This is a genomic window from Nonomuraea sp. SYSU D8015 (genome assembly GCF_008065375.1).
Classification (GTDB): domain Bacteria; phylum Actinomycetota; class Actinomycetes; order Streptosporangiales; family Streptosporangiaceae; genus Nonomuraea.
Genome location: NZ_VJYI01000018.1, coordinates 154,627 through 173,671, shown reverse-complemented (window position 1 = coordinate 173,671; position 19,045 = coordinate 154,627). Strand labels below are relative to the sequence as shown.

The 19,045-nt window shown below is 70.7% G+C and carries 20 protein-coding genes; 9 read left to right on the top strand and 11 right to left on the bottom strand.

Going from position 1 to position 19,045, the window contains the following annotated elements; all coding sequences use genetic code 11:
* Positions 1-96 precede the first annotated feature (96 nt).
* Genes ID574_RS46800 through ID574_RS46780 form a run of 5 tightly spaced genes read left to right on the top strand, consistent with a single transcriptional unit; the run spans position 97 to position 5,774 of the window.
* Positions 97-1,875, top strand: a complete 1,779-nt coding sequence (locus tag ID574_RS46800; RefSeq protein WP_223167784.1) for an ABC transporter substrate-binding protein — start codon at positions 97-99, stop codon at positions 1,873-1,875.
* Entirely contained in the window at positions 1,872-2,924 is a 1,053-nt protein-coding gene (locus tag ID574_RS46795) for an ABC transporter permease (RefSeq protein WP_188195528.1), read from the top strand. Before ID574_RS46800 ends, ID574_RS46795 begins: the two co-directional genes overlap by 4 nt.
* Complete coding sequence (locus tag ID574_RS46790; RefSeq protein ID WP_188195527.1) at positions 2,921-3,802, top strand: ABC transporter permease; 882 nt, start codon at positions 2,921-2,923, stop codon at positions 3,800-3,802. Before ID574_RS46795 ends, ID574_RS46790 begins: the two co-directional genes overlap by 4 nt.
* Complete coding sequence (locus ID574_RS46785) at positions 3,799-4,764, top strand: ABC transporter ATP-binding protein (protein WP_188195526.1); 966 nt, start codon at positions 3,799-3,801, stop codon at positions 4,762-4,764. Before ID574_RS46790 ends, ID574_RS46785 begins: the two co-directional genes overlap by 4 nt.
* A complete protein-coding gene (locus tag ID574_RS46780) occupies positions 4,761-5,774 on the top strand; it encodes an ABC transporter ATP-binding protein (RefSeq protein WP_188195525.1) in 1,014 nt (337 codons plus the stop codon). The genes ID574_RS46785 and ID574_RS46780 overlap by 4 nt, the downstream gene beginning before the upstream one ends.
* On the opposite strand, the gene ID574_RS46775 is transcribed toward ID574_RS46780, so the two are convergent.
* Both ID574_RS46775 and ID574_RS46770 read right to left on the bottom strand, forming a co-directional pair.
* Entirely contained in the window at positions 5,771-6,418 is a 648-nt protein-coding gene (locus ID574_RS46775; RefSeq protein WP_188195524.1) for a response regulator, read from the bottom strand. The two genes, ID574_RS46780 and ID574_RS46775, sit on opposite strands and share 4 nt — an antisense overlap.
* Complete coding sequence (locus ID574_RS46770) at positions 6,415-7,500, bottom strand: sensor histidine kinase (RefSeq protein ID WP_188195523.1); 1,086 nt, start codon at positions 7,498-7,500, stop codon at positions 6,415-6,417. Before ID574_RS46770 ends, ID574_RS46775 begins: the two co-directional genes overlap by 4 nt.
* 110 nt (positions 7,501-7,610) lie before the next feature.
* On the opposite strand from ID574_RS46770, the gene ID574_RS46765 reads away from it, so the two are divergent.
* Positions 7,611-8,681, top strand: coding sequence for an alpha/beta hydrolase family protein (locus ID574_RS46765; RefSeq protein WP_188195522.1), 1,071 nt, complete (start codon positions 7,611-7,613; stop codon positions 8,679-8,681).
* Here ID574_RS46765 and ID574_RS46760 read toward each other — a convergent pair.
* The 4 genes from ID574_RS46760 to ID574_RS46745 all read right to left on the bottom strand — a co-directional run bounded on the left by ID574_RS46760 (position 8,642) and on the right by ID574_RS46745 (position 11,292).
* The gene (locus ID574_RS46760) at positions 8,642-9,466 is read right to left on the bottom strand and encodes an NAD(P)H-binding protein (RefSeq protein ID WP_188195521.1); all 825 of its coding nucleotides are present in this window, start codon (positions 9,464-9,466) and stop codon (positions 8,642-8,644) included. The genes ID574_RS46765 and ID574_RS46760 overlap by 40 nt on opposite strands.
* 227 nt (positions 9,467-9,693) lie before the next feature.
* Positions 9,694-10,335 carry a maleylpyruvate isomerase N-terminal domain-containing protein gene (locus tag ID574_RS46755; protein WP_188195520.1) on the bottom strand — a complete coding sequence of 214 codons (642 nt, stop codon included), beginning with the start codon at positions 10,333-10,335 and terminating at the stop codon, positions 9,694-9,696.
* Positions 10,336-10,354: 19 nt separating this feature from the next.
* Complete coding sequence (locus ID574_RS46750) at positions 10,355-10,669, bottom strand: DMT family transporter (protein WP_188195519.1); 315 nt, start codon at positions 10,667-10,669, stop codon at positions 10,355-10,357.
* Positions 10,666-11,292 (bottom strand): FMN-dependent NADH-azoreductase, encoded by a 627-nt coding sequence (locus ID574_RS46745; RefSeq protein WP_188195518.1) that lies wholly within the window; start codon positions 11,290-11,292, stop codon positions 10,666-10,668. Before ID574_RS46745 ends, ID574_RS46750 begins: the two co-directional genes overlap by 4 nt.
* Positions 11,293-11,368: 76 nt before the next feature.
* Between ID574_RS46745 and ID574_RS46740 the strand changes: the two genes are divergently transcribed.
* Complete coding sequence (locus tag ID574_RS46740) at positions 11,369-11,929, top strand: TetR/AcrR family transcriptional regulator (RefSeq protein ID WP_188195517.1); 561 nt, start codon at positions 11,369-11,371, stop codon at positions 11,927-11,929.
* On the opposite strand, the gene ID574_RS46735 is transcribed toward ID574_RS46740, so the two are convergent.
* A complete protein-coding gene (locus tag ID574_RS46735; RefSeq protein ID WP_188195516.1) occupies positions 11,898-12,638 on the bottom strand; it encodes a nucleotidyltransferase domain-containing protein in 741 nt (246 codons plus the stop codon). The genes ID574_RS46740 and ID574_RS46735 overlap by 32 nt on opposite strands.
* A 10-nt stretch (positions 12,639-12,648) precedes the next feature.
* Between ID574_RS46735 and ID574_RS46730 the strand changes: the two genes are divergently transcribed.
* On the top strand, positions 12,649-13,464 hold the full coding sequence (locus ID574_RS46730; RefSeq protein ID WP_188195515.1) for an SDR family NAD(P)-dependent oxidoreductase: 816 nt from the start codon (positions 12,649-12,651) through the stop codon (positions 13,462-13,464).
* Here ID574_RS46730 and ID574_RS46725 read toward each other — a convergent pair.
* Together ID574_RS46725 and ID574_RS46720 are read right to left on the bottom strand one after the other, a co-directional pair.
* Positions 13,451-14,389 (bottom strand): ribose-phosphate diphosphokinase, encoded by a 939-nt coding sequence (locus ID574_RS46725; protein ID WP_188195514.1) that lies wholly within the window; start codon positions 14,387-14,389, stop codon positions 13,451-13,453. The genes ID574_RS46730 and ID574_RS46725 overlap by 14 nt on opposite strands.
* 33 nt (positions 14,390-14,422) lie before the next feature.
* Positions 14,423-15,073 (bottom strand): HAD family hydrolase, encoded by a 651-nt coding sequence (locus tag ID574_RS46720; RefSeq protein ID WP_223167783.1) that lies wholly within the window; start codon positions 15,071-15,073, stop codon positions 14,423-14,425.
* Positions 15,074-15,157: 84 nt separating this feature from the next.
* Between ID574_RS46720 and ID574_RS46715 the strand changes: the two genes are divergently transcribed.
* Positions 15,158-16,945, top strand: coding sequence for an alkyl/aryl-sulfatase (locus tag ID574_RS46715; protein ID WP_188195513.1), 1,788 nt, complete (start codon positions 15,158-15,160; stop codon positions 16,943-16,945).
* Positions 16,946-17,013: 68 nt separating this feature from the next.
* On the opposite strand, the gene ID574_RS46710 is transcribed toward ID574_RS46715, so the two are convergent.
* Both ID574_RS46710 and ID574_RS46705 read right to left on the bottom strand, forming a co-directional pair.
* Complete coding sequence (locus tag ID574_RS46710) at positions 17,014-17,508, bottom strand: hypothetical protein (protein WP_188195512.1); 495 nt, start codon at positions 17,506-17,508, stop codon at positions 17,014-17,016.
* Between the two features lie 50 nt (positions 17,509-17,558).
* Entirely contained in the window at positions 17,559-18,971 is a 1,413-nt protein-coding gene (locus ID574_RS46705; protein ID WP_188195511.1) for a purine-cytosine permease family protein, read from the bottom strand.
* Positions 18,972-19,045 lie beyond the last annotated feature (74 nt).

Genomic DNA, 19,045 nt, shown 5'->3' with positions numbered 1-19,045 from the left:
CGCTCTCCGTATGGTGTGCCTTTCTCTACACAGGAACCCCCGCCTGAAGGTGAGGCACTTATGAGGAAATGGTTCGCGCGCCTGGCTACGCTGGGCGTGGCGCTTTTAGTGGCAGGCCAGGGCACCACGGCGGCCCTTGCCCAGGATCCGGCGGCGGGGAAGAAGACAGTCCGGGTCGGCGCGACGCAGTCCATGGACTCGATGAACCCGTTCCTGGCGGTCCGCCTGGTCTCCACGTCGATCCACCGCTGGATGTACGGCTACCTCACAGTCCCCGACTCCAAGACCCTCCAGCCCAGCCCCGACCTGGCCGAGTCGTGGACCACGTCCGAGGACGGGCTCACCTGGACGTTCAAGATCCGCGCCGCCAAGTGGTCGGACGGCAAGCCGGTCACGGCCGAGGACGCCGCCTGGACGTTCAACAAGATGATGACGGACGAGGCCGCCAAGACCGCCAACGGCCCGGCGGTGGAGAACTTCGAGAGCGTCACGGCCAGCGGCCAGGACCTGACCATCAAGCTCAAGGCCCCGCAGGCCTCCATGCTGGAGAACCCGGTCCCGATCATGCCCAAGCATGTCTGGGAGTCGGTCACCGACATGGCCAACTACGACGCCGAGAAGTACCCGACCGTGAGCAGCGGCCCGTACATCGCGGTCGAGCACAAGAAGGACCAGCACGTCAAGCTGCAGGCCAACCCCAACTACTGGCGTGGCAAGCCGAAGATCGACGAGTTGCAGGTCGTCTTCTACGACAACCCGCAGGCCGCGATCGCGGGCCTGAAGAACGGTGACATCGACCTGATCGGCCGCCTGCAGCCGCCCGAGTTCGAGGCCATCCAGAACGACCCGAACATCGAGGCGTGGAACACCCAGGGCCGCCGCGCGGCCTACCTGCAGATCAACCACGGCGCCACCACCACCGACGACAAGCCCGTCGGCGACGGTCACCCGGCGCTGAAGGACCTCAAGGTCCGCCAGGCGCTCCACTACGCCATCGACAAGCAGAAGCTGGTCACCGAGGTCCAGAACGGCCTGGCCAAGCCCGCAGACGGCTCGATCGTGCCGCCGATGTACAAGGACTTCTTCTGGGAGGCCACCGGCGACACCAAGGTCACCTACGACCCCGCCAAGGCCAACAAGATCCTCGACGACGCCGGCTACAAGAAGGGCTCCGACGGCGTCCGCACGATGCCCGACGGCAGCCGCAAGCTGGAGTTCCGCTTCACCATCCACACCGACACGCCGATCGAGGACAAGCTCGCCGAATACCTGACCGGCTTCTTCAAGGAGATCGGCATCACGCTGACCACCGTGAAGCTCGACTCCAGCAAGTTCAGCGAGGAGACCGGCGTCACCGGCAACTTCGACATCGCGATCAGCGGCTGGTCCGTCAACCCCGACCCCGAGGAGGTCATGGCCACGCACCTGTGCAGCCGCAGGCCGGCCCCGGGCGGTGAGGGCGGCGGCACCGAGTCGTTCTTCTGCGACGAGACCTTCGAGAAGCTCTACCAGGAGCAGTTGAAGGAGCTCGACCGGCCCAAGCGCGCCGAGATCCTCAAGCAGATGCAGGAGCGGCTCTACACCCAGGCCCCGATCATCGCGATCTACTACCCGAACGACCTCGAGGGCTACCGCAAGGACCGGATCACCAGCATCACCCCGATCCCGGAGGACAAGGGCCTCCTGTACGGCGGCAGCAGCTACTGGCCGTTCTACACCGTGGACGCCAAGGCCACGGCCGCGAGCGGCGGCGCGTCCGGCGGCGGCTCCAACACCGGCCTCATCGCCGGGATCGCCGGCGGCGTGGTGGCCGTGGGCCTCGTGGTCTTCCTCGCGACCAGGCGGCGCAAGAGCACCGCAGACGAGCGCGAATGACCGCACCGCTAGAGGCAGCAGAGCCCGCCGTCCAGGCGGCGGGCCCTGGTGACGAGCGTCCCACCCGCCGCGGCACGCTGCAGTACGCGCTGTCGAAGGCTGGTGGGGCGCTGTTCAGCATCGCCATGGTGATCGTCGGGACGTTCTTCGTGTTCCGGCTCCTCCCCGGCGATCCCGTACGCAACCTCGCGCAGGGCCGCAACATGACCCCCGCGCAGCTCGACCTGGAACGGCGGCGGCTCGGCCTGGACCAGCCGATGATCGACCAGTTCTTCGACTTCGTCGGCAAGACGCTCCGCCTGGACCTCGGCATCTCGTACGAGTACAAGCGGCCGGTCCTCGACCTCATCGGCGAGCGGCTCGGCCCGACGCTGCTGCTGGCCGGCACGGGGCTGGTCATCGCGGTCAGCCTCGGGATCTGGCAGGGCACGCGGGCCGGGTGGCGGCACGGCAGCCGGTTCGACCGCTTCTCCACGGGGGCGTCACTGGTGCTGTGGTCGGTGCCGACGTTCTGGCTCGGGCTGCTGCTCATGATGGTGTTCGGCGTCGGCATCGGGCCGATCCCCGGCCTGTTCCCTTTCCGGGGGATCGAGAGCGTGGACGCGCCCGACGGGTTCGCGTACATCCTGGACGTGGCCTCGCACATGGTGCTGCCGTGTCTGACGCTGGTGGCCGTGGTGTACGCGCAGTATCTGCTCGTCATGCGGTCGTCGCTGCTGGAGGAGGTCAGCCAGGACTACGTCACGGTGGCCCGCGCGAAGGGGTTGCGCGACGACGAGGTACGCCGCCGCCACGCGGTGCCCAACGCGTTGCTGCCCACGGTGACGCTGGTCTTCATGCGCATCGGATTCGTGGTCGGCGGCGCGGTCACCGTGGAGACCATCTACACCTGGCCGGGCCTGGGGCAACTGTTCTACGAGGCGGTCCGGGTGCCTGACTTCACGCTCATGCAGGGCACGTTCCTGCTGATCACCGTGGCGGTGGTCGTCATGAACACGCTGGCCGACGTGGTCTACCACATGCTCGACCCGAGGGTGAGGTCCGCATGACGAGTCCCGCCGCGGCCCGCAGGCGGTTGGCGCTGAGCCGCTTCTGGGCCGATTTCCGCACCCATCGCGGCGGCATGGCCGGCCTGGTGACGCTCGTCGTCGCTGTGGCACTCGCGCTCGTCGCGCCGCTGTTCATCAGCGCGGACGTCACCAGCGTCGTCAGCGGCACGGGGGAGAGGTGGGCGCCACCGAGCCTGAGCGAGCCGTTCGGCACCGACGAGTCGGGCCGCTCGATCTTGCTGATGGTGTGGTGGGGGTCGCGTACGTCGCTGCTCATCGGCTTCCTGGCCGCGCTGCTCAGCGTCGTGATCGGGCTGGTCGTCGGCGTCGCGGCCGGTCATTTCCGCGGCTGGCTCGGCGGCGCGCTCATGCGGGTCACCGACTGGTTCCTGGTGCTGCCGTCCCTCGTCACGGCGCTGGTGCTGGCGGCCATCCTGGGCGGCAGCACGTTCACGATCATCATGGCGATCGGGATCACGACGTGGCCGGCGACGGCCCGCCTGATCAGGGCGCAGACGCTGGCCGTGGAGGCACGGCCCTACATCGAGCGGTCGAAGGCGCTCGGCGCAGGGCATTGGCACATCACCACCCGCCACGTGCTGCCGAACGTGGCGCCGCTGCTGCTGGCCAGCACCACGCTGGAGGTCGCCAGCGCCATCGTCACCGAGTCCACGCTGGCCTTCCTCGGCGCCAGCGCGAACAAGACCTCCTGGGGGACCATGCTGCGTGCCTCCTACGACTTCGGCGCGGCCACTCAGGGCGCGTGGTGGTACATCCTCATCCCCGGTCTGGCCATTCTGGCCGTCGTCATGGCGTTCACCCTGGTGGGACGGGCACTGGAGGCCGTGCTCAACCCCCGGCTCAGGAGGGCCGCATGAGTTTGCTCGAACTCGACGACGTGTCGGTGATCTACCGCATAGCCTCGGGCGAGGTGCCCGCGGTCCGCGGCGTATCGCTGAGCCTCGACTCCGGAGCAGCACTCGGAGTCGCCGGCGAGTCGGGATCCGGCAAGTCGACGCTGGCCATGGCGCTGCTCCGGCTCCTGCCCCGGGACGCGCGCGTCGGCGGCCGGATCCTGCTCGACGGTGAGGACGTGCTCACCATGAAGTGGGGCCGCATGCGGGCGGTGCGCTGGGCGGAGGCCTCGATCGTGTTCCAGGGCGCCCAGCACGGGCTCAACCCGGTACGCAGGGTCGGCGACCAGATCGCCGAGCCGCTGCTCGTCCACAACCTGGCCAAGCCGGACGCCGCCCGCAAACGCGTGGCCGAGCTGCTCGAACAGGTCGGCCTGCCGGCCTGGCGGGCCCGCAGCTACCCGCACGAGCTGTCGGGCGGGCAGCGGCAGCGGGTGATGATCGCGATGGCGCTGGCCTGCTCGCCCCGCCTGATCATCGCCGACGAGCCGACCACCGCGCTCGACGTGATGGTCCAGGCCCAGGTCCTGACGCTGATCAAGGAGCTGGTGGCCGAGCACGGCATCTCGCTGATCATGATCTCGCACGACCTGTCGGTGCTCGCCGACGTGTGCGACCAGCTCGCCGTCATGTACGCCGGCCGCGTCGTCGAGCACGGCCCCTCGCACGAGGTGTTCCACGACGCCAGACATCCCTACAGCCGGGCGCTGGCGGCGGCGTTCCCGACGGTGGGCGACCCGGTCTCGCGGCTGGCGCCCAAAGGGCTCGGCGGCGACCCGCCCGACCCGATGCAGCTCCCGACCGGCTGCTCGTTCCACCCGCGCTGCCCGGTCGCGCTCGACGAGTGCGCGACCATGGACGTGGAGCTGTGGGCGGCAGGCGCGGGCCGCACCGCCGCATGCGTGCACGTACAGGAGGCCTCGTGACGGAGACGCAAGCGGCCGCCGAGGCGGTCTCGACGACCCGGCCCACCCTTCTCGAAGCCCGCGACCTGCACGTGGAGTTCGCCTCGCGGGGCCGGCGGGCCCGCGCCGTGGACGGCGTGAACCTGGCCATCGGCGCGGGCGAGATCGTGGCGCTGGTCGGCGAGTCGGGCTGCGGCAAGACCACGCTGGCCCGCACGCTGCTCGGCCTCGAACGCCCCACCTCCGGGGAGGTCCGCTACGGCGGCAACGTCCTGGACTACCGCTCCAAGGCGCTCAAGGCATACCGCAGGCAGGTGCAGCTCGTCCTGCAGGACCCCATGGGCTCGCTCAACCCCCGGCAGACGGTGTACGAGGCCGTCGCCGAGGGCCCGCGCATCCACGGCCTGCCGGACGAGCGGGAGGTCGTGACCACGGCCCTGTCCAGGGCGGGCCTGAGGCCGCCTGACCGGTTCTTCCTGCGTTACCCGCACGAGCTGTCCGGCGGGCAGCGGCAGCGCGTAGTGATCGCCGGCGCGCTGGCGCTCGACCCGAAGGTGCTGATCGCCGACGAGCCGGTGGCCTCGCTCGACGCCTCCGTACGCGGCGAGATCCTGGCGCTGCTGCTCAGGCTGCGGGCGGACCTGGGACTGTCGGCGCTGGTCGTCACCCACGACCTCGGGTTGGCGTGGAACATCGCGGACCGGGTGGCGGTGATGTACCTCGGCAGGATCGTCGAGTCCGGGCCGGTCGAGCAGGTGCTGACCGCGCCGCGGCACCCGTACACGCAGGCGCTCATGTCGGTGCTGCCGGAGTCGCCCGAGCGGGTGGTGCTGACCGGCGAGCCGCCGGATCCGACGCGGATCCCCGGCGGGTGCCGTTTCCACGCCCGCTGCCAGGTGCTGGCCTCCGGGAAGGCGGCCGAGGCCGGGGTGGACGGCAAGTGCCGGTCGGAGCTCCTGCAGATCCTGCCCGCGGTGCCCGAGGCTCAGGCCGCCTGCCACTACGCGGCGCTCTCCCAGCCGGGGGCCTAGCCCAGGTCGGCGTCGTGGACCAGGATGGCCGCCTGGACCCGGTTGGCCAGGCCCAGCTTGGCCAGCACCCGGCTGACGTGCGCCTTCACCGTGGCCTCCGTCAGGCGCAGCTCGCGGCCGATCTCGGCGTTGGAAAGGCCGCGGGCCACCGCCCTGATCACGTCCTCCTCCCGGCCGGTGAGCGCGGCCAGCTGCCTGCGGGCGGCCTCGGCGCGGGAGGGGGCGCGGTCCACGTACGAGGCGATCAGGCGCTTGGTCACCGAGGGGGAGAGCATGGCCTGGCCGTCCGCGACCGTTCGGACGGCGGCGGCCAGCTCCCTGGGCGGCGTGTCCTTCAGCAGGAATCCGACCGCGCCCAGCCGGAGCGCCTCGTGAACGTATCCGTCCAGGTCGAACGTCGTCAGCATCACCAGCTTCGGGGCGTCTGGCCTGGACAGCAGGCGGGCGGCGGCGGTCAGGCCGTCCATGCCCGGCATGCGCACGTCCATCAGCACGACCTCCGGCCGTAGCCGGGTCACCGCCGACACCGCCTCCACGCCGTCGCGGGCCTCGCCGACGACCGCGATGTCGCCGGCCGCCTCCAGGATCAGCCGCAGCCCCGACCGTACGAGCTCCTCGTCGTCGACCACGAGCACCCTGATCATGCCGGGATCCTCGCGCTCACGAGGAAGCCGCCGCCCTCCTGGGCGCTGGTGCGCAGGGTGCCGCCGAGCAGCTCCACCCGCTCCCGCAGGCCCACGAGCCCCCAGCCCGCGCCCGGCAGCTCCCGGCGCGGCGACTCCGGCGCCTCATTGCGCACCTCCACCTCCAGCTCCCCGGACCCGTAACGGATGCGCACGTCCGTGCGGGCGTCCCCCGCGTGTTTGTGCACGTTGGTGAGCGCCTCCTGGACCACCCGGTACGCGGTCCGCTCCACGGTCGGCTCCACCGCTCGCGCCTCGCCCTCGTCATGCCTGGTCACCGCGATGCCGAGCGCGCGGGACTGGTCGAGCAGCCGGTCCAGATCGTCGAGGGTGGGCGGCGGCCCGGTGTCCGTCGCGGACGAGCGCAACACGCCGAGCACCTCACGCAGGTTGGCCAGCGCCTCCCGGCCGATCCCGCCGATCATGGCCGCCGTCCGCGCGGTCTCCTCGTCGCCCGTCCGCAGCTCCAGCGCCCCGGCATGCAGCACGATCAGCGAGACCCGGTGCGCCACGACGTCGTGCATCTCCCTCGCGATCCTGGCCCGCTCTTGCGCCCTGGCCTGTTCGGCCCGCATGACCTGCTCGCGTTCGGTGCGCCGCTGGATCTCGCTCCTGGCGCGTACCCAGAGGCCGAGCGCGAACGGCATCCCGATCACGGCCAGCGCCATGAACAACGCGTTGCCCAGACTGGCGGTCAGGATCTCCTGCAGGCCGTTCTGCCACTCGCCGACCAGCGCGGAGATTCCGCATACCACCAGGCTGCCGCCGAGGTAACCGGCGATGTCGCGCCGTCCGCTCAGTGAGCGGCCCGCGTAGTAGGAGGCGAGCAGCAGCGGCGGCCACATCACCAGCCATGCGTACGTGACGGCCCCCACGGCGGCCAGCGGCCACCAGGACCGCCGCACCCACCAGGCCGCCAGCCCCGCTGCCGCGGCGACGGCCACCAGCACCGGCAGGGGCAGGCTCGACGGCACCCCCGCCTGGCCGTGCAGCACCGGTAACGAGAGCGCGAACACGCCCACGCCGAGGAGAACGAACCGCATGGCCCTCAGCGTATGGGTCCGGCCGGAAGCGGCATTACGACGAAAGTCGTAAGAGCCGATCGACGATCGGGGCGGACGGCCGGGAGCCCGGGGCCGCCAGCCTGGGACCCATGGTCACGATTCTCGCCACATCCCTGATCGTCCTCAGCACGCCGGCCGTCGCACTCCCGCTGCCGGAGCCGACCGGTTCCAAGCCGGTCGGCACGACCAGCCTGCACCTGATCGACTCCAGTCGCCCCGACCCCTGGAACCCCGAGGCGGACGAGCGGGAGCTCATGGTCACGCTGTGGTACCCGGCGCGGAAGGCCGCCGGGAAGCGGGCGCCTTACCTGACCCCGCAGGAGTCGGCGGCGGTCCTGAAGCCCTTCCCCGACGTCGCCCCGGACGCGCTCACCAAGGTCAGGACACATGCCGGGCTCGACGCTCCCGTGCGGAAGGGCCGCATGCCGCTCGTCGTCATGTCGCCGGGTTTCGGCTTCCCGCGCGCCACCCTGACCTCGCTGGCCGAGGACTTCGCCAGCAGGGGATACCTGGTGGCGGCCGTCGAGCACACCTACGAGTCGGTCGGCACCACGTTCCCCGACGGCCGGACCACCACCTGCCTGGCCTGCGTGAAGGGCCAGGACCCCACCAAGGTGACGGCGAACCGGGTGGCGGACGTGCGCTTCGTGCTGGACGAGCTGACCAGGGGCCGCTGGGGCAGGTCGATCGACCGGTCCAGGATCGGCATGGTCGGCCACTCGATCGGCGGCCACAGCGCTGCTCACGCCATGAAGGCGGACACGAGGATCAAGGCCGGCGCCAACCTGGACGGCACGTTCCACGAGCCTTTCGTCCAGCGCCTGGACCGGCCGTTCCTGATGTTCGGAGCATCCAAGTCGCACGCGCCTGACGGTACGGACGACTCATGGAAGAAGTCCTGGTCCCACTTGAGCGGCGCCAAGCGCTGGATCACGGTCGCCGGGACCGACCACTCCTCGTTCGTCGACCACGCCGTGCTCCGGTCTCCGCTCGGCATCCCCTCTCAGGAGCTCGACGGCGAGCGGGCACTGCGGATCACCCGCGCCCACCTCGCCGCCTTCCTCGACCGGCACCTGCTGGGCAGGAACACGCCGGTCGAGGACTTCCCCGAGGTCACCGATCACTCGCGGAAGGCGTCGGCGTTCTCCGCCGCCCACTGAGCGAAGCCGCGCGCGTCCCGGCCGGTGATCTCCTTCACGGTCGGGACCACGGTGTAGCCCTCCTCCGGCGTGTTGCCGAGCGCGTTGACGAGGAACTCGATGGTCTCCTCGCCCATGCCGTCGCCGCGCCACTTGGCCCGCGCCTGGTCCACGGTCAGCTCCACGAACTCCACGTCCCTGCCGATGGCCGCGCCCAGGATCGCGACCTTCTCCTTGAGCGTGATCGCCTCGGGCCCGGTCAGCGTGTACGTCTTGCCGCCGTGTCCCCCTTCGACCAGCACCGTCGCGGCCACGGCGGCGATGTCGCGCTCGTGCACCAGCGCGCTCAGCCGCTCGCCGAACGGCTCCTTGATGACGCCCTCGGTCTTGACCGTCTGCGCCCACCAGCGCAGCGTGTTGGACATGAACTCGACCGGGTGGAGCAGCGTCCACTCGATGTCGGTGGCGGCCAGCGCCTGCTCCAAGTCGCCCTCCGCGCGTCCGCCGAGCACCGTGACGCGCCGCACGCCAGCCTGGGCGGCCAGCTTCACCAGTCCGCCGCCGTCCGGCAGGGGCGCGTAGTCGTCGCCCGCGAAGTTGATGAGGTGCGCGGCCTCGACGCCGTCGAAGACGCCGGCCAGCGTGTCGAGCCGGGCCAGGTCGCCGGCGACGACCTCGACGCCCTCGGGGAGGTCAGCCTGGGCGGGGTTCCTGGTGAGGGCGCGTACCTGGCGCCCGGCGGCGAGGAGCTCCTCGACGACGAGACGGCCGACGGTCCCGGTGGCACCGGTGACGAGGAAGGTCATGGCGAACCCCTATCTGTTCGGAACGGAACGTTCTGATCTCAGCATATCAGAACGGAACGCTTCATTCCATAAAGTTCTTGAGCGAGATGGCGTTCGACGCCCCTTCGGCCAGCGGTCCATGCGGATCAGGGAGATCGACGTATCCGCTCCGGGGACGGCGTGCGGCGCCGCCCGCACCCGCGTCGTGCAGGCGCATTCGAGCCGGAGCGGACGGCGGTGGGGTGGTGTCAGAAGGCGCTTATGGTGGCGGGGGCGCGCTCGGCGCGGCTCAGCGTGCGGATGACGGCCGTCGCCCCGTGGCGGTGCACGGCCAGCCGTGCCAGCAGCTCGACCACCGGATCGATCACCGACTCCGGCAGAGCAGGGGTCTCGACGCCCACGCTGGCGGCCAGGTCGTCGGAGTGCACCACCAGCTCGACGAGCCTGGTGAGCAGGAAGTCGTCCAGCGTGAGCGCCCAGTCCGCCCACGGCAGGTGCACGACCCGGTCGGCGGGCTCGGCGGGCAGCTGGGTGATCAGCACGTCGAGCAGCGCCTGGGTGCGGTCGACCAGCGCGGCCGCCCCGTCGGCCGCGGCCGCCTCCCCGCCCCGCCGCACGAACACGTTGCTCTCGTGGTCGAGGCCCGCCTGCACCCACGGCGACCTCGAGAAGTGCTCCAGCAGCCCGATCGGCTCCTGGGCCGCGCCGTTGTCGGCCGCGAGCGCGTCCCGGACCCTGACGATCTGGTGGGCCAGGTGCCCGGCCAGCCCTCCGACGCTGAACTCCGTGAGCGCGCTCGGCTTGTCCCACGCCGCCGCCACGGCCGGGTCGCGCAGGAGCGACACCGCCGACGTCGCGGCCACCAGATAGGACTGCCTGCTCTCCCCCATATGTCGCCCTTCTCCTGGTTCAAGTGGTAACTCGCGCCAACACTATCCCTCCAACAATGAGAGAGAGCGCCGCCATCCTGCCCACCGAGACGGGGTCGTCGTTGAGCACGATGCCCAGGGTGATCGCGCCGGCCGCGCCGATGCCGGTGAAGACCGCGTACGCGGTGCCGACCGGCAGCGTGTTCATGGCCTGCGACAGCAGCCAGACGGCCGCGGCCATCAGGATCAGGCAGACCAGAGTGGGGAGCGGCCGGGTGAAGTTGTGCGTCGGCTTGATGCTCTGCGACCAGGCCACCTCGACCAGCCCGGCGAGCAACAGGATCAGCCAGCTCATCGGGCGGCCTCCTTCAGCGCGGCCGCCAGCGACTCCTCGTGCCGGTCGCGCAGGTGCGCGAGCGCCGGGTCGAGGCGGGCGTTGACCAGCTCCGCGTGGATGAACGTCACGTCCTCGACCTGGAAGTGGCCCTTGAAGAAGTCTCGGAGATAACGCTCCTGGTGGTCGTAGGGCTCGCGGGGCGTGCCCGGGCCGTACGCGCCGCCGCGCGCGCTGGTCACCACGAACGTGCGGCCCTTCAGCGACATCTTCGGGAAGGTGATCTGGTCGAGCCAGGCCTTGAGCGCCGACGGGATCGAGTAGTTGTACATCGGAGTGCCGATCAGCACCACCTCGGCCGCCACCACCTCCGCCAGCAGCGGCTCCACGACGGCCCACGCCGCGCGCTGGGCGGGGGTGCGGACCGCCTCCCGGTAACGCGCGACATCGGTGATCTCGTGTTCCAGGACGTAGTCGCACAGCTCCGTCCACGCCTCGCCGATGTGCGGCACGGGCTGCGCGGCCAGGTCGCGGTAGACGTACCCGGCCTTCGGATGGGCGGCCCGCCAGGTCCCGGCGTACACGCTCGACAACCTCCGCGAGAACGACGCCCGGCGGGCGCTGGCGTCCAGGTGCAGCAGCATGATCTCTCCTCGCAGCTATGTGGACACACTGTCCGGTTCAATATAAGCGGACGCTGTGTCCAGATACAATTCCGGCATGGAGAGAGCCGACGCCGCACGCAACCGCGCCAGGATCCTGGAGGCGGCCGCCCTGCTCTTCGCCGAGAAGGCGCCACAGGACGTGACGATGGACGACATCGCGAAGAAGGCCGGCGTGGGCCGGGGCACGCTCTACCGCCGCTACCCTGACCGGGCCTCGATCGCCGTCGCGCTGCTCGACGAGCACGAGCGGGAGTTGCAGGAGCGGCTGCTGCGCGGCGAGCCGCCGCTGGGCCCGGGCGCGCCGCCCGCCGAGCGGCTGGCCGCCTTCTACGCCGCCATGGTGCGCCTGCTGGAGGACCACCGGCACTTGGTGCTCGGTTCGGAAGTGGGCCGCTCGCGCTTCGAGACCGGTGCGTACGGCTTCTGGCGCGCCCACGTGCGCGCGCTCCTCGTCGCGGCCGGCACGCCCGGCCCGGACGCGCTGGTCGACGTCCTGCTCGCGCCGCTGGCCCCCGAGGTCTACGGCTATCAGCGCTCGGTGCTCGGCCTGACCCCAGGCCAGATCACCGAGGCGCTGACCAGGCTCACGGCCACCCTGGCTCCAGAGCCCTCGTGATCGCGGACCGGATGAACGCCCGGGCCAGCTTGGCCCTCCTGAACCGGCTCAGCTTCGGCGGCTGCGTGCCGTACCGCCGGGCACGGACGTCGGCCACCACGTTCGGGGGCGCGCCCAGCTCGTGGAGCACGTCGAGGGCCTCCCGTTTGCTGATCAGCCGCCCATCCTGGAGGGTGACCGTGGCCCTGGCGACCGTCACGGTGCCCATGTCCACCCAGACGTCGCGGAGCCACCGCCGCCGCCCGCGCGTCATGACCAGCCAGAAGTCCCGCAGGTCCCGCCGGACGAACTCGGTCAGCTCCGCGTCGGACACCGGCGGCAGCAGGCCGGCGGGCGGTGGACCGTACAGCTCCAGGGGCTTCGTGTGCAGCTCACGCCGGGTGACGGCGGTGACGGGACGGCGGAAGATGCGCTGGTGCGCCCAGGTCACGTGCTCGGTCGCCAGGTCCGCCAGCTCCTGCCGGGGCATGTACGAGCAGTGCAGTTTGTCCGCCAGCGGCAGGTCGAGACCCCGGTGCAGGGCCTTGATCCGCCGCCACTGCTCCATTGTCACCGGCTCGTCGAGGACGGCGATCAGGTCCAGGTCGCTGCGGCCGGGCTGGTAGTCGTCCGTCGCCAGCGATCCGTGCCCCCATAACGCGACGAGGGGCACGACCGGCTCCACTGCGTCGAGAAAATGCCTTAGCAGGCGGTCGGTCGCTGCGTGCATGATGGCCACTATGATCGATACACGGCTGACTGGGAAGGTCGCGCTGATCACCGGGGCCAATCACGGCATCGGCGCCGCGACCGCGATCGCGCTGGCGGCCGAGGGAGTCTCGGTCTTCCTGACATATAAGCGGCTTCCCCCGCTCAACGATCCGGCCTATCCGGAAACCTACGACTGCAATCGCGCCGGCGATGCCGACGACGTGGTGGGGCGCATTCGCGAGACAGGCGGCAGGGCGGAGGCGGTTGAGGCCGACCTGGCCGACCCGGAGACCCCGAAGGCGCTGTTCGACCAGGCAGAGAAGGCGTTCGGGCCGGTCGAGATCCTGGTCAACAACGCCAGCGGCTGGCTCAGCGACACGTTCGCGCCGAGCGAGCACGACAGCTTCGGCCGCCCGCTGCGGCCGGTGGACGCCGAGACCCACGACCGGCAGTTCGCGGTGGACGTGCGCGCGCCGGCCCTGCTGATCGCCGAGTTCGCCCGCCGTCACGTCGAGCGGGGCGCGACCTGGGGCCGCATCATCGGCCTGACCTCGGAGGGGCCCCACGGCTTCCCGAGCGAGGTCTCGTACGGCGCCGCCAAGTCGGCCCAGGAGAGCTACACCATGTCGGCCGCGCACGAGCTGGGCCCGTACGGCATCACCGCCAACATGGTCCACCCGCCGATCACCGACACCGGCTGGATCAACGAGGAAGTGGAGAAGCTCGCCGCCACCTACGGCCCGCTGCGGTCGGTGGGCCGGCCGGAGGACGTGGCCGAGGTGATCACGTTCCTGGCCTCTCACCAGGGGCGGCGGGTGACGGCTCAAGTGATCAAGATGTACTGAACAGGGCGCTCACCGACTCGCCGTCGTGGATGCGGCGCATGGCCTCGGCCAGGGCGGGCGCGATCGACAGCACGGTGAGCTTGTCGCTCGGCTTGGGCGGCGGTACGGTGTTGGTGCAGACGATCTCCTCGACCTCGGGGAGCGCGCTGAGCCGCTCCACCGCCCCACTGGAGAACAACCCGTGCGTGCAGGCCACGCGCACCGAGCGCACGCGGAGCTCACGCAGCCGGTCGAGCAGCTCGATGACCGTGCTGCCCTTGGCGATCTCGTCGTCGAGGATGATGACGTCCTTGCCGGTCACCTCGCCGATGACCGAGCTGATCACCACGCGGTCGTCGCTGAAGCGCTGCTTCGCGCCCATCGCGACGCCGGTGCCGAGCAGACGGGCGAAGTGGGCGGCCTCCTTGGCGTTGCCGAGGTCGGGGGAGACGACGACCGCGTTCGACAGGTCGTACTGGCGGAAGTGCGCGGCCAGCTCACGCAGCGCGTGCAGGTGGTCGACCGGGATGCTGAAGAAGCCGTGCACCTGCGGCGAGTGCAGCGTCATCGCCAGCACCCTGCTGGCGCCCGCCGCCACCATCAGGTCGGCGACCAGCCGCGCACCGATGGAAATGCGCGGGGCATCCTTTTTGTCCGACCTGGCATACGCATAATGCGGGAGAACGACCGTGGTCCTGGCGGCCGAGGCGCCGCGTGCCGCGTCCAGCATGAGCAGCAGCTCGACCAGGTGCTCCTGCGTGGGCGGGACGAGCGGCTGGATGAGGAAGACGTCACGTTCGCGGCAGTTCGCCTGCAGCTGCACTTCGAGTACGTCGTTGGCGAAGCGGTGGAGCCGGACCGGATGCAGGGGCGTGCCCAGGTGGGCACAGATCTCCTTGGCCAGCTCGGGGTGGGCGGAGCCGCTGAATACGGTGATGTCTCGCACGATTCCCAGAGCATAGCCAGCCGGTGCACGAATTCACGAGAGCAGGTCGAGTGTGAGCGCGTCGAGGTCCGGCAGCACCTGCCAGGCCAGCGCCAGCGCGTCCGGCGCGGGCGGGTAACGGGGGTGGGGCACGGCGATCACCCGCATGCCGGCCGCGTGCGCGGACCGCAGGCCGTTGCTCGAATCCTCGACCGCCACGCAGCCCCGCGGGTCGAGCTCCATCCGCCGCGCCGCCTCCAGGTAGCCGTCGGGCGCCGGCTTGCCCCGCTCGACCTCCTCGGTCGAGACCGTGGCCGCGAAGCACTCCTTCAGCTCGGCCGCGTCCAGCACCACGTCGATCAACCGGCGCGGCGACGAGCTGGCCAGCCCCAGCGTGACGTGCCCGGACAGGCGCCGCACGGCCTCCACCGCCCCCGGCATGAGCGGCATCTCGTCGCGGTAGCGCGCCGCCATCTGGTCCACCACGCCGCGCGCGATCTTCTCGGGCGCCATCCGCACCCCCAGCTCGTGCAGGTACGCGGCCCACTCGGCGGTGCTCATGCCCATGAGCCTGGACTGGGTGTCCGGCTGCCGGGTGCCGCCGTGATCGGCCACGAACGCCCGCCGCACCTCCTCCCACACCGGCTCGGAGTCCACCAGTACGCCATCGAGGTCGAACACACAGGCTTCCACGTCCAACATCATCGCATGTCCTTATTGCCCTAGATTCATCCTCTTAGGGATGTTTTTTGAGCTACTCCGGGCCGGATCCCGGGCATGCGGCTAGGCATGGCAGACCTTGCATTTCATGACGGGAGCGACTTCGCGAACGCGGACCGCGGCTTCATCGCCAAGCTCAGCCCCGGTGTGATCAAGACGGCGGACGGCCGGGTCGTCTGGGACATCGAATCCTACGACTTCCTCCGAGGGGAATGTCCCGAGACGGCCCATCCCAGCCTGTGGCGACAGTCCCAGTTGTGCGCCAAACAAGGTCTGTACGAGGTCACCGACGGCGTCTACCAGGTGCGTGGCCTGGATCTGTCCAACATGACGCTGGTCGAGGGCGACACCGGCGTGATCGTGATCGACCCGCTGATCTCCACCGAGTGCGCCGCCGCCGCGCTGAAGCTGTACCGCGCCCACCGTGGCCGCCGCCCCGTCGTCGGCGTGATCTACACCCATTCCCACGTCGACCACTTCGGCGGCGTGCGGGGCGTCACCCGCGGCGGCGTGCCGATCCTGGCCCACGCCGGATTCCTCGAGCACGCGGTCTCGGAGAGCGTGTACGCGGGCCCGGCGACGACCCGTCGCTCCGTCTACATGTACGGCCCGGCCCTGCCCCGCTCGCCCGAGGGCCAGATCGGCTGCGGCCTCGGGCCGACGGCCTCGACGGGGACCCTGTCCCTCATCCCGCCCACGGTGGACGTCACGCGCGCCGGCCAGGAGGAGACGGTCGACGGCGTACGCATGGTCTTCCTGCCGAGCGCCGGCGCCGAGATGGCCTTCCTCCTCCCCGAGCACCGCGCGTTGTGCCTGGCCGAGAGCGCCACCCACAACCAGCACACACTCCTCTCGCTGCGCGGCGCCATGGTCGGCGACGCCCGGGCCTGGGCGCGAGGCCTCAACGACGTCCTCTCCCTGTTCGGGGACCGGGCCGAGGTCGCCTTCGCCTCACACCGCTGGCCCACCTGGGGCGGCGACGAGATCGCCCGGCTCCTCACCCAGCAGCGCGACTTGTACGCCTACCTGCACGACCAGACGCTGCGCCTGCTCAACAAGGGCCTGACGGCGGCCGAGATCGCCGAGGTCCTGCGGCTGCCGCCCGAGCTGGAGCGGTCCTGGCACGCGCGCGGCTACCACGGCTCGACCAGCGACAACGTGAAGGCCGTCTATCAGCGGTACCTCGGTTGGTTCGACGGCAACCCGGCGCACCTGTGGGAGCATCCGCCGCGGGAGGCCGCGATCCGGTACGTCGAGTGCCTGGGGGGCGGCGCGGCCGTGGTCGAGTTCGCGCGGCGCTACATGAGAGAGAACGACCTGCGCTTCGCGGCCCAGCTGCTCAACCACGCCGTCTTCGCCGACGAGGGCAACAAGGAGGCCCGCGACCTGCTCGCCGAGGTCTACACCAGGCTCGGCCACGGCGCCGAGAACGCCACGTGGCGCAACTTCTACCTCATGGGCGCGCTGGAGCTGGCCGACGGCATCGTGCCCGCCAGCGCGGACACCACGCCACGTGACCTGGTCGCGGCGCTGACCGTGGAGCAGATCTTCGACTCGCTGGCCGTCCGCGTCGACGGGCCGCGGGCCTGGCGCGAGCGCCTCGCCATCGACTGGCACCTCACCGACCTGGGGGAGCGGCATCGTACGACGTTGTCCAACGGGGCACTGATCCACCAGGTGGACCCGCCCGACGAGACCGCGGACCTCACACTGCGGCTGACGAGGGAGCAGCTCCTCGGCCTGCTGGCGGGGAGGGGCGTCGAAGGGGTGGAGCGCGAGGGGGACACGACTGCGCTGCGACGGCTCGTGGCGGTGCTGGACCACCCGGTGCCCGACTTCGCCATCGTGACCGCCTGATCGCCTCGGCTGGCTGGGGCTCTCAGCGGTCGCGTGGATGGGGGCCATCAGCGGCCGCCTGCAGAGCGTCACTCGCCGCCCGCCCGGCCGGGGCCGCCGGCGGAACCGCGCTCGGCACACAAGGCCCGGCAGGCCAGCGCCAGCAGCGTGACCAGCACGGCCGCGACGCCCGGCCCCAGCACCAGCGGCGCCGTCAACCCGCCCGCGTGCCAGGCCGCCACCCCGATCGCCACCGGCGTCAGCATGCCCACCCCGAACATCGCCGCCCACAGCGGCAGCACGCGCAGGTACGCGAACAGCAGCGGAAACGCCAGCCACACGAACGGCGGCGCCACAGCGGCCAGCACCACCCAGCCCGCCGTCACCGACGCCAGCCACACCCGCGCCGTCACCGGCCTGCTCTCGACCACCGGCCCGGCGGCATACAGCAGACCGAGCAGCACGCCTCCGGCGGCCTCGGCCGCCCGGCCCTCGTGCAGCATGGCGGCCACGGCGATCAACAGCAGCCCGCAGGCGGTGGCATGCATCGTCCACCGGAGCAGCCGCAACGGAATGTCCATCATTGCTCACCAACAGTAACCATCATTCGACGGTGACGCGATGAGCAGGGACGTCAGGCGTCCCGGCGAGCCCGGGCGAACACCGAGGTGATCAGGAAGTAGAGCAGCCCCGCCAGCACGAGCGCGATGACCACCCCGATGTTCGCCGTCCCGAACGTGCTCCCCTTCAGCTCCTCGCTCATCAGGAACCCGACGACGGCCGCGATGTTCTGGTCGGCGGAGGTGATCAGCCCCAGCCCGACGACGGACGCCACGGCCAGCGACACCACCCCCGGCCAGTTGACGGCGGGCGTCCCGGCCCGCAGCAGCCGCTCGTCATAGGCCCTACCGCCCGCCCGCAGCCGCCACATGTCCACCAGGAAGATCGCCGCCCAGGCCGCCATCACCACGCCGATGATCGCCAGGAACGCCTGGAAGGTGCCGAGGAAACTGCTGGAGACGAAGAGCAGGTAGTAGCCGCCGAGCACCATGAGCAGCCCGTCGATCAGCACCGCGTAGTGCCGCCTGATCGGCACGCCGAGCGCCAGCATCGACAACCCGGACGAGTAAATGTCCATGATCGCCCCGGCCAGGAAGCCGCCGATGGCGGTCAGCAGGTACGGCAGCAGGAACCACGTCGGCAACGCCCCCGCCAGCGCTCCCACCGGATCGCCGCCCGCCGCCTCGGCCAGCTTCGGGTCCCCGCCCGCCAGCAGCACGCCGAAGACGAGCAGCACCATCGGCGGCAGCGCGCCGCCCAGCATCGTCCACAGGGCCACCGACCTCGGCGGCGAGTCGGCGGGCAGGTAGCGCGAGTAGTCCGCGCCGCAGTTGACCCACCCCAGGCCGAGCAGCGTCATCGCGAAGATGATCCCGCCCACCCAGCCGCCGGGCCCTGCCGTGGTCTCCAGTGACGCGCCGAGCCTGGGGGCCATGAGGATCATGTAGACGACGGTCAGCACGACGAACGCGTACGTCAGGTAGCGCTGGACCACCATGATCATGGCGTGGCCGTACACGCCGACCGCGATCACGACGACGGCGGCGACCGCGAAACAGACGACGGTGGCCGTCGTGCCGGGGATGCCGGGCGCGAGCCGGCCGAGGATGGCCGCGCCGCTCTGCGCGGCCAGCGTGACCAGCACGATCTCCCAGCCGACGGTCGAGACGTACGAGAACGCCGCGGGCAGCTTGTTGCCCTGGTACCCGAACGGCGCCCGACCCAGTGTCATCGTCGGCACGCCCGATCGTGTGCCGCCGATCGCGACCAGGCCGACCAGCAGGAACGACAGCGCGTACCCGAGGACGCCGGCGACGACGGCGGGCACGACGCCGAGGCCGAGACCCACGATGTACACGCCGAACGCGACCCCGAACAGGGACAGGTTGGACCCGGCCCACGGCCAGAAGAGGTCCCTCGGGCGGCCGCGCCGCTCGGCCTCGGGGACGGCGTTGATGCCGTTCTGCTCGACGGTCATCGTCTCCATGATCGGACGTTACCTGCGTTCTCCTCGGGGGCCCACCCTCTGAGGCGTGGAAATTGTCGTGATAAAGAGTTGAT